Origin of the sequence: Marinomonas flavescens (assembly GCF_004352835.1) — a bacterium.
In the GTDB taxonomy this organism is placed as follows: domain Bacteria; phylum Pseudomonadota; class Gammaproteobacteria; order Pseudomonadales; family Marinomonadaceae; genus Marinomonas; species Marinomonas flavescens.
Genome location: NZ_SJSB01000009.1, coordinates 17,562 through 31,183, shown reverse-complemented (window position 1 = coordinate 31,183; position 13,622 = coordinate 17,562). Strand labels below are relative to the sequence as shown.

The following is a 13,622-nucleotide window of genomic DNA, read 5'->3' as shown; positions in this document are numbered from 1 at the left end:
TGATTCATTCATGGTGCCTAGCACCACGCAGCCGATTTTATTCTGGACGCTGACGAGTACTATCTAGCAACGCGCCTAAGCTCGCGGCTTTGGGTTTTACTAGCCAGAATTTGCCAATGTAGTCATAGAAGTTTTCTAAGATTTCTTTGCCCCATTCGCTGTCAGTTTCTCGAACATATTCTTCAATCACGCTGCGTAAGTGAGAACGATATTCTTCGGTTATTTCTGTGCCTACACGTTGGATCTCAACAAGCTCGTGGTTGTACTTATCCACGAAAGTACGATCCATATCCAACACGTACGCAAAACCACCGGTCATACCCGCACCAAAGTTGTAGCCAGTATCACCAAGAACCGTTACCAAACCGCCTGTCATGTACTCACAACAGTGATCGCCTGCACCTTCGATAACCGCATGGGTACCTGAGTTACGTACCGCAAAACGCTCACCTGCAATACCGGCTGCGAATAACTTACCGCCAGTCGCACCGTACAGACAAGTGTTACCAATGATCACTGTATCTTGTGATGCAAAAACAGAATTACGCGGTGGACGAATCACCAGCTTACCGCCGGTCATGCCTTTACCTACGTAATCGTTCGCGTCGCCTTCAAGGTACATGTTTAAGCCACCAGCGTTCCAAACACCAAAACTTTGCCCAGCAGTACCGGTCAGTTTCAATGTTACGGGAGCATCAGACATACCTTGGTTGCCGTAACGTTTAGCGATCTCACCAGACAAACGTGCTCCAATAGAGCGGTCACAGTTGGTCACACGGAAGGCAAACTCGCCACCTTCTTTTTCTTCTACTGTCGGCTGTATCGTTGCCCACATTTTAAGCGCTAATAAGCCCTTATCGTGTGGAGGGTTAAATGGCGTTACACAATACTGAGCTTTATCCGCTGGGATGGCATCATTCAACAAGATAGGAGAAAGATCCAAACCTTGTTGCTTCTCTGTTTCGCCCGGCAAGATAGTCAATAAGTCAGTACGACCAATCAAGTCTTGTAGACGAGCCACACCCAACTTAGCCAACCATAAACGCGTATCTTCGGCCATAAAGCGGAAGAAGTTTTTGATCATGTCTACAGTGCCGATGAAGTGTTCATCACGCAGCATTTGATCTTGCGTTGCGACACCCGTTGCACAGTTATTTAGGTGACAAATTCGTAAGAACTTACAACCCATCGCAATCATCGGAGTCGTACCAAAGCCAAAGCTTTCTGCACCTAATATCGCTGCTTTAACCACATCCAGACCAGTTTTTAAGCCACCGTCTGTTTGCAGGCGGATCTTACCGCGCAGATCATTAGAACGCAGTGCTTGTTGCGCTTCCGCCAAGCCTAGTTCCCAAGGAGAACCCGCATGACGAATAGACGTCAGTGGCGATGCCGCTGTACCGCCATCGTAACCAGAGATGGTGATCAAATCGGCATAAGCTTTCGCCACACCCGCCGCGATCGTACCGACACCGGGTTCAGACACCAATTTCACCGAGACAAGTGCGTCTGGGTTAACTTGTTTCAAATCAAAGATCAGCTGAGCCAAATCTTCAATCGAATAAATATCATGATGTGGTGGTGGTGAAATCAAGGTTACACCCGGTACTGCATAACGCAAACGCGCAATTAGACCATTCACTTTACCGCCGGGTAACTGACCCCCTTCACCTGGTTTTGCACCTTGCGCTACCTTGATCTGTAGCACTTCAGCATTCACTAGGTATTCTGGTGTCACACCAAAGCGACCAGAGGCAATTTGCTTGATCTTAGAACGACGCTCAGTACCATGGCGAGCTGGGTCTTCACCGCCCTCACCTGAGTTTGAACGACAGCCTAATTCATTCATCGCTTGCGCTAAGGCTTCGTGTGCTTCTGGAGACAAGGCACCCAGCGACATACCAGCGGAGTCAAAGCGAGGCAAGATGTCTTCTAGTGACTCAACCTCATCAATGGCGATTGCCTTGGCTTTATCAGATAAGGCAAACAAGTCACGCAGCATAGACGCAGGGCGATTGTTAACCAATTCGGTGTAAGCCGTGAAATCTTCAAAACGACCACTGCCCACTGCGGTTTGTAGATTACGAACCACATCAGGATTAAAAGCGTGATATTCCGCATCATGGACGTATTTAAGATAACCGCCCTGCTGAATAGGTTTGCGTAATTTCCAAGCATTATTAGCAACGGTAACTTGCTCACGTTGGAAGTCTTCAAAACGCGCACCTTTAATACGGCTCGCTACACCTTTGAAGCAAAGATCGACTACTTTCGTATCTAATCCAACGGCTTCAAACAATTGCGCGCCGCGATAAGAGGCGATAGTGGAAATCCCCATTTTAGATAGGATCTTCATCATGCCTTTGTTAATACCTTTACGGTATTTAACATGACAAGCAATTGGGTCACCCAGTACTTCGCCTTTATCTACCATGTCATTAATCAAACGGTAAGATAAGTACGGATACACGGCAGTTGCACCAAAGCCTAACAAGACCGCAAATTGATGAGGATCTCGTGCGAAACCGGTGTCTGCGATGATATTAGAATCACAACGCAAACCAACAGCCGTTAGATGGTGATGCACAGCACCGACAGCCATAGGCGCTGGAATAGGCAAATGACCTTTTTTAATGTTGCGATCGGTTAGTACCACAATCACGGCACCATTACGCACCGCTTCTTCTGCACTGATACGCAGATCTTTAATGGCTTGCTCTAACGACACTTCATCTGGATTGTAGTTGGTATTCAAACGAACCAAACGGAAACGATGATCGTTCATTGCCAACAAACGGCTGTATTTACGTGGTGACAACACAGGCGATGACAAAATAATGCGATTCGCGTGTTTTGGCGTTTCTTCGAACAGGTTACGTTCAACACCGATGCACGTTTCTAGCGACATCACTACCGATTCACGAAGTGGATCAATCGGTGGGTTCGTTACCTGAGCGAATTTCTGGCGGAAATAATCCGTCACTGGACGAGTCTGGCTCGACATAACAGCCATTGGCGTATCATCGCCCATGGAGCCTACCGCTTCATGACCACTTTCCGCTAATGGACGGAAAATCTGTTCACGCTCTTCAAAAGATACTTGGAACATCTTTTGGTACGTTAGCATTTCTTCTTTGGTAAAAGGTTCGAACTCAAGAGACGATTCTTCTAACAAAGACTCAATGCGAATCGCTTCCTGCTTCAACCATTTTTTGTATGGATGCGCGGCTTTCAAGCGATTGTCGATGTCATTGGTATGCAGTACTTGGCCTGTTTGAGTGTCGACCACCAACATTTGCCCCGGACCTACACGTCCTTTTGATACTACGTCTTCTGGCTTGTAGCCATAGGTACCAATTTCGGACGCCAAGGTAATGAATCCGTTTTTGGTAATCACCCAACGAGAAGGACGCAAACCGTTACGATCCAACATACAAATCGCATGGCGACCATCGGTCATAACAAGACCCGCTGGGCCGTCCCAAGGGTCCATGTGCATGGAGTTATATTGGTAGAATGCACGTAGCTCAGGGTCCATATTCTCAACGTTTTGCCACGCCGGTGGAATGATCAAGCGCGCCGCACGGAAGATGTCCACACCGCCAGTAACCAAGACTTCTAGCATGTTATCCATTGATGACGAGTCAGATCCCGTCAAGTTAACCAATGGCTGTAAATCTTGCAGCTCCGGAATCAATGGCGAGCGTAATTTGTTCGCTCGAGCCAAAGCCCAATTACGATTGCCTTCAATCGTATTGATCTCACCATTGTGCGCCAACATACGAAATGGTTGTGCCAATGGCCATTTAGGCAATGTATTAGTAGAGAAACGCTGATGGAAAACACAGATTGCTGTCTGTAAATTCTCATTACCTAAGTCTTTATAAAAGACAGGAAGGTCTTCTGGCATCATCAAACCTTTGTAAGACAAAACTTTGTCTGACAAAGAGCAGATGTAGAAGTTTTCATATTGCGCCAATGCAATCTCAGTTTGACGACGCGCTACGAATAAGCGTGTCGCAAAAGTGCGAGCGTCCATACGATTGCTGTCGACAAATACTTGTTCAATACGAGGCAAACATTCTTCAGCAATACGACCGAGACAAGAAGCATCCATTGGCACTTCACGCCAACCGACTACATTCATTCCCTGATCTTTTAGCTTTTGAGTCAAGACATCACGTTGCTCTGTCGCAAGTGCTTCATCTTGATCCAAGAAAACCATACCGATGCCATATAGATCGGATAATGTGTGATTAAACAAAGCCTCAGCTTCGCTACGAAGAAAGGTATCCGGCTTTTGAATAAGAAGACCACAACCATCACCGGTTTTGCCATCGGAAGCAATACCTCCACGGTGTGTCATACATGTCAAAGACTCAATGGCTGTCTTAAGTAATTCATGGCTAGTATTGCCTTCCATATGAGCAATTAAACCAAAGCCACAGTTGTCTTTGAATTCGCCAGGACGATAAAGGCCTGCATTCATACACCAACTCCCACAGTTGAAACGTAAAGATTATTAACTAGAACTAAAAATGAAATTTTGATGGTCAGACATGTAGAAAGCCATTAACCGGCTTTGAGAATGATTGTTATCTGCCCTATAGACCACCCAAAAGGAGAATGATAGTACCTCGCAGCGTGCGACTACTCAAATCCGACTAACAGGGGTTAGCGTCATTTTGTGGTTTTTTAGCGGGTGTTTCAGTGCAGTTAAACGCTTCGAGGAGAATTATCTATGGCTGGAGATTTTCCAAACAGAAAATTCCACTGCGAATGTGTGTATTTCAGAGATAAATGGTTTTTTATCGGGAAATGATGATTTTTTAAAAAAAATCGCCTAAAAAAACGCAAGAATAGTTCTAAATCGATGTAAGAAATGCAGAATATCGAATCTAATCAACGGTTATTAGCCTATTTCAGGCGATTATCCTGCTTTTTTAATGTCTTGCTGGATACTTCGAACGCTTCTGGACCAAGGGTTTAAGTCTCTTAAATCTTTGGGAAGCGATTCAACTGCGGCGATTGCTTCACTGCGGTTTCGGTACATGCCATATACTACTACATACCAATCACGGCCATTGTGTTTCGACTTAAAGTAGCTAAAAACACTAACACTGCCTTGAGATTTGATGAAATCTTTCACCGTATCAAGGTTATAAGTCCCTAATAATTGTAGCGTATAACGACTTGGACTTTGTGATAACCACCATTGTGTCTTATCAAATGGATCATTAGAGCGCTTACTTATAGTAGCCACTGGCGTTTTATCCACTGTCGTCGGTTCAATAACCATCGGAGCAGACTCTTGAATAGGGGCTGGTGTTGCTTTTGGTATCGCTTGACGAATAGGCGCAACGGGCAATGATGACGTCATTGATGGCGCTTCAGGTTGTATTGAAGATGTGGAGACATTGGCACTTTCTTCTACACCAGCCGGAATGGGAGGAAGCGAAACCTTGCCCTCCATGCCGATTTTGCGCTGCATCGCATCAATCCGAGCGATGGTCTCAGAAGAAGATTGCCCAGCACGTAATTCTGGTTTTGGACTTAACGGAATAACATTACTCGTACGGTCCGTCATTTCTGAAGCCGTTTTATCAGGATCACTAAATACCACGGCAATCAGGATACCTAGCATCACCACACAAAGCAGAGCCATATGAACCAGCGGAAAGCCCAACGCTAAATTAAATCGACTGCCGCGCTTAACACCTTTTTCACCGTTGCCCATCATAGACTGAGCTACCTGGTTAATAGCACCCGGATAACCTCCAGACTCCTGATAAATTTGTTTAACCTGCTTCTCAGTAAATGGCAAATTAATGCTACCACCCACGGTTCGCACTCGATGCAATAAGTACGCTTTGGTTTGTTCAAATGAATAAGGGGCGATATCCAGCGTGTGACTTAATTGCTCATAACGAGAACGCTGGTAGGAGTCTAGATTCCGCGAAATAGGAGATTCAGTAAACAGAGCGACATGAGGTACAGATTGATTTTCAGTGGCTAACGACATCATGTCTAACAACATACTAACCGCATCGGTATTCAGCTCTTGAGCATTGTCGATCAAGATCAATGCCTTCTGGCCCCGCGCTTCTGACTCATGAGAAAATTTCAGCAGTGGACCAAAAGTCGCCTCATTAGGTGGCTCTTTTAGTTGCGTAGAGAAACCGCTATAGATAGCTTGAAGTAACTGGCCTGCTGTCATCAGCATGCTGCCCTTTACTTGACTAATAATCGTCGAATCATCTTGATGACGCGCAAACTCCATCATAAAACGACTTTTACCGCTGCCTTGAGGACCTTGCACAACCGACAATAAATTACTGTAACGGCTTAAGTGCTCAAGCAAAGCTAACTGTTGATTACCTTCTTCAGAGGCAAAGTAGGCGGACATGTCTTTAGAGCCGAACGGATCCCTCAGCGTCGCTTTTGGCGGCTGATTTAGAGCATTTTCTAAGTCAAGCTGAAAACTGGGATCTGACATTCTTGTCCTTTAAAGTGGCACGATATAGCTAAGAGGTAATTTGTGCGCTTGCCTCTAATGCATCATTAATACAGGCATCAAAATCATCCATTGGAAAATCTGATGTCACAATAGCATCGCCAAGATCACCTAATAAAACTAAACGTAAACTGCCATCTAACACTTTTTTATCCAATGACATCAAGTCTTTGAAATTTTCCAATGTCATAACCGCCGGCGGCAATATTGGTAATTTAGCGGCTGTAAATAATGCAACACAACGGTTAACATCCTGCTCAGACATATTGCCCATACGCCAAGATAAATCGACGGCGAGAATACAACCTGCCGCTACCGCTTCACCATGTAACCAATTGCCATATCCCATATGAGTTTCAATGGCATGACCAAAAGTATGACCTAAATTCAGAATAGCTCGTATGCCACCTTCTCGCTCATCTTGCGCAACAACATTTGCTTTAGCCAAACAAGAGCGATAAATAGCATCACTAATTTTATCATTATCCAGTGCCATTAAAGCGTCAATTTCTTGTTCTAACCAGTCAAAAAATGACGTGTCGCAAATCAGTCCATATTTAATGACTTCTGCCATACCGGCAGACAACTCTTTCAATGGTAAGGTTTCTAAAGTTTGCGTATCAATGATCACGGCTTGCGGCTGATAAAACGCGCCTATCATATTTTTACCCAGTGGATGATTCACACCGGTTTTGCCACCTACAGATGAATCTACCTGTGATAGCAAAGTCGTTGGCACCTGAATAAAAGGGACACCACGTTGGTAAGTAGCCGCCGCATAACCCGCCATATCACCCACTACACCGCCGCCCAAAGCTATCACAGTGGTTGTGCGATTATGTTTGGCTTCTAGCAATGACGTAATAATTTGATTGTAGGTATCTAGATTTTTATACACCTCACCATCAGGTAAAATGCAGACAGCCACTTGGTAGTCTTCACTCAGCATCGAGACCATGGCATCCAGGTACAAGTGTTCGACAGTATCATTGGTGACAATCATGACTTGTTTGCCATGGATAGCCTGATCAAAAAGGTCTTTTTGGTGACGAATTCCACTACCAATATAAATAGGGTAGCTTCTTTCTCCTAGTTCAACCGTTAACGTTCGCATTCTGCTTCTTGCTCTCTGATTTTAAATGACGTTTGATGGCCTCTAAAGCCTTATTAGCAACCGACTTAGGATGGCGTGAATCCGTTTCAACAACCAAGGTAGCGACGTCGCGGTAAAGCGGATCTCGTACTTGAAAGAGTTTTTTCAATGTCGCTTTAGGGTCACCGGTTTTCAATAGAGGTCGATGATTGCTTTTGGAGGTACGATGTAATTGCTGCGAAACCGAAGCATAAAGATATACAACGAGGGCATTACCGTCACGAAGAAGCTGTCGATTTTCTTCACGCATAACAATACCTCCACCCGTAGCAAGAACAACACTCTCTTGATTTTCTTGTAGCATACACTCAAGAGCATGAGTTTCTCGCTTACGAAAGCCATCTTCGCCTTCTTTTTCGAAAATCCAAGGGATATCAGCCCCAGCATTCTCTTCTATCACTCTGTCTGAGTCATAGAATTCTCTGCCTAACGAATGTGAAAGCAAACGACCTATAGTCGTTTTTCCAGCACCCATCGGGCCTACTAAAATTATATTGGGAGCTTTTATCATTATATTTAATTATATCGAAATTAAGCAGTTTCAGACTGCAGCCTAGTTAACTGACATTTGTAGCAGCTTTGGTGTAATAAATACAAGCAATTCAACCTTTTCTTGTTGTTCTGTTTGTCTTTTAAATAATACACCAAGAATGGGTATGTCTCCTAAAATAGGCACCTTACTTGTTATTTTAAAACGCGCTTCTCTAAAAATCCCACCTAAAACAAGTGTTTCTTGGTCATTAACAACGACCTGTGTTTTTAAACGATTCGTTTCTAGGCTCGGCACACCATTCACTAAATCACCAACCGAATCTTGATGAATGGTCAATTCCAGCAAGATACGATTTCCCTCTTTAACAAAAGGCCTTACTTCCAACACCAACGCGGCATCTCGAAACTCCACATTAACATTGTCATCCTTAACGGTTTGATAAGGTATTTCTGTTCCTGATTCAATACGCGCCAACTCCCCCTCTATCGCTACTATTTTAGGTTTTGACAAAACCTTTGCCATTCCTTCGCTTTCTAGCATGTCTAAGGTAAAAGACAATAAACTCAGCCCGCTGCTACCAGCAATGGACAAACTACTCGTTGGCGTTAACGCGCTTAAGTCGATGGCTCCACCAATAGAAGAACGCACGCTATCAGATAAGTTTGCTTGCCAATTGACCCCAAATTGAGATTGCGCCGAAGTGCTTACTTGTGCGATCTGCGCGCTGATTTCAATTTGTCGCAAAGGAATATCCAACCAAGCAAGCGTTTTTGCTAATCCTTCAACCGCCTGACAGGAAAAAGTAATGACCGAATTGGTTCGCTCATCAACGACTAAAGACATCGTTGGATACAGTGTTTTCAGGTGCCCTCCAACCACTTTCGCTTTTGCATGGCGCAGCATCCAATAAGCTCGCTGACACTGCGTGCTTTTTACCGTCTTACTCGTCGGCATTAACACAGCGACGGCCCCTTTCCATGTCAGTGTAATTCCTGGTTGCTGCGCTACGGCCTCCATCACCTCTTTCCAAGAAGCATCTTTTATCGATAACGTAAGTGATTGTTTAATATCGGGACTAATCACTAAACTTTTTTGCATTTTAGACGCGAGCCAAGGCAACACTTCCTGTATAGGGCGAGATTCGAACATGACATCAATGGCTAGTAAGCGTTGAGGCAATAGGAAAATAATAACCAAGAGAATGTAGCGCATACAATTACTCCTTCACTCTATTTTGGTGGCGTAAGTTAAGAGCAAAAGTGTCACCTGACATCGACACTAGCGTCACGCTTTCCAGTAATACTTGCTCAACAGTCATGCCTAACATAGGAAGCCAAGCGCCCTTAGAAACCCAACGCTTTGATGACTTATGAGAGAGCAAGGCTGATGCCTCACCCTCAAAAGTCATCGTTGAAACCAGCTCCCAATGATGTGGCAGTTTTGATATTGCCTGTAAACGAACGGGCAACCAATCTTGATAAGCACGCTGGGGTTTTGGCGCTAACACATCAAAGACCAAGTCCCCGTGCCAGCGGCCGTTCATCTTCGCAGACCACACCACTGTGGTTAAACCAAGCGCCGCATTTTCTTGAATCACCTCTTGTAATACCTGCCACTGAGTTAACAACGCTTCACCGCGAATAGCCCATTGCGTTATCTGCCCTTCCTTAGCCTTCACTATACGAGCAGCAATACCATCGTGTTGTAAAAAGCGAGCCTGCGCTAATTTCTCAGATTGGCGCATCCTATCTAAGCGTTGTTTTTCAAACCGTACTTGCTGACGTTGATCATCGTGGCTTTCACGATATAAAGTTTGTAGCAATGGGTACCAGCAACCCGCCTGCAAAATAAGCAACAAAAGGAACAAGGTTCGTGACAGCGGGGGATAAGACTTAGAACGTAGAAACGATAAGGTCCACATCGATCACCTCCTGTGTTTTTAATGAACCCGCTCCCGATTGGACGATGCTCATCTGCCATCGCCAATTTGGGTGTTTTTGACGCCATTGTGTGAGTAGAGGTTGCAATGTGTCTTCTGGTAGGCTCAATCGTATAGAGGCCGTATTATTCTTACTCTGAAATGACGACAAACGTACTTCTCGCGGCATTGTCCGCAATGTGGCTAATACCGCACCTACAAAAATATTACCTTGCTTTGGCAATACTATTTGCTGCGCTTGAGCTGTTTGTTGTTCTATTCGCTGGTTCTCATAGTCGGTATTAATGGAATAAAAAAACGCAAAGAAAGCGACATGCAACACCACGCTCGCCAACACTAAACAAATCCAGCGCTTACGAGCATTCTGTTGTTTCTTTTCTTCTGGCTGATACACCGCGAGATATTGATGAGATAACAGAATGAGATTGAAACGATGATGTGGACGTTGAAGCCATTGTTGTTGTGAAATAATGCCTGAGCATTTAGCACTTTTTTGAAAAGGAAGACTCAGATGTTCCATGGTATTTCTTGAACAAGCCACAATATTAAGCCGACTGCTTTGTTTGCTTAACTTGGTCACTCGATAGTAGTAGAAAATTGAGTCAGGCGGTGCAAATGTAGTTTCAGTCGCGAATGCCAGTGCCGCAAGTGGCGCAAGTTTTTTTGATAAGGGGTGATCAAGTTGGTGCTCAGATATAGACAACCAAGCGTCGGGGACTACTATCAGTATATGTTTTTTGTTTACTAAAGATTCATGGTCTAATTGCGCTTGTATGGCGTCAATTTGAACATCGCTGGGAAGTGATTTTTCTTTGTCTGAGTCAAATGGAAGTCCTTCAGGTAAGTGGCTAACATCATACACATGACATTCAGACACTGAGTAGAAGACCACACAGTCTGGGAATATTGGCTTCATGATTCATCCTTGAAGTAATCAGCACTTTATTGTCTCGGTTTCCTAACCGAATACTGGCAAGATAGCACGATTTGCTGCAAAGTTGATCACCTAAGCACAGCACAATCTGTTTATAATGTTATTTTTTTCATCCGTTTGTATTGGATCTGTATTTTGAAAGTATTAAAAATTCTCTTTTTCTTAACTCTATTTGGTGTGATTACTGGCGCGGCGGTCACCTTTGGCATTTACGAAAGTGTCAAAGATCGCATTCCAACAGTGGCTGAACTAAAAGATATTGAACTACAGATCCCACTACGAATTTACACCGAAGATAACAAACTAATTGGTGAATTTGGTGAACAACGCCGTACACCTATTACCTATGCACAACTTCCTCCTCAGCTAGAGCATGCCATTCTCGCGGCCGAAGACAGTAATTTTTACCACCACCCTGGCATCGATATCATGGGCTTAGGTCGTGCCGCCGTTCAACTCGTCACGACAGGCAAAATTCAAGGCGGTGGTAGTACCATCACCATGCAAGTAGCAAGAAACTACTTCCTTTCTTTTCAACAAACGTTTACACGTAAATTCACCGAAATATTTATTTCATTAAAAATGGAACGAGAGCTTACCAAGCACGAAATCCTCGAACTGTATGTGAATAAAATTTACTTAGGCAAACGTGCATACGGTTTTGAAGCCGCTTCTCAAGTGTATTACGGTAAAACACTGAAAGATCTCGATCTAGCACAATATGCCATGATAGCAGGCCTGCCTAAAGCGCCATCTAGCTATAACCCTGTCGTCAATCCATCTCGTGCGTTAATACGTCGAAATTGGATTTTACAACGCATGTTGTCGCTTGGATCAATCAACAAAAAAGAATACCAAGAGGCCGTAGAAGCCCCAGTCACAGCAACAGATCACGGCATGGCGCCTGACGTAGAAGCAGGTTACGTGGCCGAAATGATCCGCTCAGAACTTCATGTAACCTATGGCGACAAACTCTATACGGACGGCCTCAGCGTCTACACTACCATCAATTCTAAGCGCCAAACTGCGGCCAACCAAGCGATTAACGATGGAGTGCTTAGCTACGATATGAAACACGGTTATCGAGGCACAATAGCAACACGCTTGAAGCTACTCGACGAACCGTTGGAAGAACAAGAAAAGGCACTTAACGCCTACAATACTTTGCACATATGGAAAGTAGGATTAGTCCTATCAACCACTGACAAAACCGCCGATGTGTTGCTTAATAATGGCGATAAAATCACGCTACCTTGGGATTCAATGAAATGGGCTAACCCCTATATTAATGACAATGCTCGAGGCCCAGCGCCACAAACAGTGGCAGATATCATGGTGCCTGGCGATATTATTGACCTTCGCCCTGATGCTAACCTTGGCTGGATCCTTACTCAGAAACCTAAATTACAAAGTGCCCTCATCTCTTTAGATAGTAAAGATGGCGCCATTCAGGCTTTGGTTGGCGGTTTTAATTATTATGAAAATAAATTTAATCGCGTCACACAATCTAAACGCCAACCTGGCTCCAGCTTTAAGCCATTTATCTATTCTAGTGCACTCGCTCATGGCTATACTGCTGCCAGTATCATCAACGATGCACCCATTGTCTTTGAGGATTCAAATTTAGATAAAGCGTGGCGTCCAACCAATGATAATGGTCGGTTCTATGGGCCTACACGACTTAGACCAGCCCTGTACCGCTCACAAAACATTGTATCTGTACGGCTATTACAAGAGTTAGGCATTAAGCCTACGCTCAAATTCTTAACCCGCTTTGGCTTTAACCAAGACGAATTACCACATAACTTGTCATTAGCATTAGGAACGGCCAGCGTATCACCAATGCAAATGGCAACCGGCTATGCGGTCTTTTCAAATGGTGGCTACAAAATTACGCCTTACTTGATTGACCACATTACCGATAGAAATAACAAGATCGTATTTCAAGCAAATCCAGAAACCGTGTGTCGCACTTGCACCCTGCTGGATAAGAACACCGACAGCGATCAACAAACTGGGCTTTTCAATACTCCTCAAGGCGTACAGAATCGTCCTGTTGCCAAACAAGAATTAGACCCTGAAGTGGATTACATCATCTATGACATGATGCGCGATGTCATTCGCCATGGTACTGGACGCCGAGCATTAGTCTTGAAGCGTGCCGACCTTGCAGGTAAAACAGGTACAACCAACGAAGGTAAAGATGCTTGGTTCTCTGGCTATAATGGCAATCTAGTGACAACCGTTTGGAGCGGCTTTGATGACTCCACCAGCTTAGGTAAAGGTGCCTTTGGTAGCTCGGTTTCTTTACCAACGTGGATAGACTACATGCGTGTCGCATTAGATGGCACGCCATTATCCTATATCCATAAACCGTCTTCTTTAGTCACTGTTCGTATCGACCCAAAAACTGGGGAACGTGCAGAACCAGGGCAGAAAAATGCAATTTTTGAAATATTCCGGAAAAACCATATACCTCCGCGACGTAAAACGGATTCAGATAATGGTCAAGGGAATGAAGTTCAACAAGAAAAGCAAACGGATAATGCTCTAGAAAACTTATTCTAATCTACTTGCCAGAAAGGCATC

General features: G+C 44.4%; 8 protein-coding genes. 1 reads left to right on the top strand and 7 read right to left on the bottom strand.

Features of this window, described 5'->3' with window-relative positions:
• Positions 1 to 37: 37 nt before the first annotated feature.
• From gltB to E0D70_RS10700, 7 genes are all read right to left on the bottom strand, one after another.
• Complete coding sequence (gene gltB, locus E0D70_RS10730) at positions 38 to 4,489, bottom strand: glutamate synthase large subunit (RefSeq protein ID WP_133012289.1); 4,452 nt, start codon at positions 4,487 to 4,489, stop codon at positions 38 to 40.
• 441 nt (positions 4,490 to 4,930) lie between these two features.
• Positions 4,931 to 6,496, bottom strand: a complete 1,566-nt coding sequence (locus tag E0D70_RS10725; RefSeq protein WP_133012288.1) for an SPOR domain-containing protein — start codon at positions 6,494 to 6,496, stop codon at positions 4,931 to 4,933.
• A gap of 28 nt (positions 6,497 to 6,524) precedes the next feature.
• A complete protein-coding gene (aroB, locus tag E0D70_RS10720) occupies positions 6,525 to 7,628 on the bottom strand; it encodes a 3-dehydroquinate synthase (protein ID WP_133012287.1) in 1,104 nt (367 codons plus the stop codon).
• The gene (locus E0D70_RS10715; RefSeq protein ID WP_133012286.1) at positions 7,609 to 8,178 is read right to left on the bottom strand and encodes a shikimate kinase; all 570 of its coding nucleotides are present in this window, start codon (positions 8,176 to 8,178) and stop codon (positions 7,609 to 7,611) included. Before E0D70_RS10715 ends, aroB begins: the two co-directional genes overlap by 20 nt.
• 42 nt (positions 8,179 to 8,220) lie before the next feature.
• Positions 8,221 to 9,372 (bottom strand): type IV pilus secretin PilQ, encoded by a 1,152-nt coding sequence (locus E0D70_RS10710; RefSeq protein WP_133012285.1) that lies wholly within the window; start codon positions 9,370 to 9,372, stop codon positions 8,221 to 8,223.
• 4 nt (positions 9,373 to 9,376) lie between these two features.
• A complete protein-coding gene (locus E0D70_RS10705) occupies positions 9,377 to 10,081 on the bottom strand; it encodes a hypothetical protein (protein ID WP_133012284.1) in 705 nt (234 codons plus the stop codon).
• Positions 10,053 to 11,015 (bottom strand): hypothetical protein, encoded by a 963-nt coding sequence (locus tag E0D70_RS10700; RefSeq protein ID WP_133012283.1) that lies wholly within the window; start codon positions 11,013 to 11,015, stop codon positions 10,053 to 10,055. The genes E0D70_RS10705 and E0D70_RS10700 overlap by 29 nt, the downstream gene beginning before the upstream one ends.
• Positions 11,016 to 11,168: 153 nt before the next feature.
• Between E0D70_RS10700 and E0D70_RS10695 the strand changes: the two genes are divergently transcribed.
• Positions 11,169 to 13,601 (top strand): penicillin-binding protein 1A, encoded by a 2,433-nt coding sequence (locus E0D70_RS10695; RefSeq protein ID WP_240537067.1) that lies wholly within the window; start codon positions 11,169 to 11,171, stop codon positions 13,599 to 13,601.
• The last annotated feature ends 21 nt before the right edge of the window (positions 13,602 to 13,622 follow it).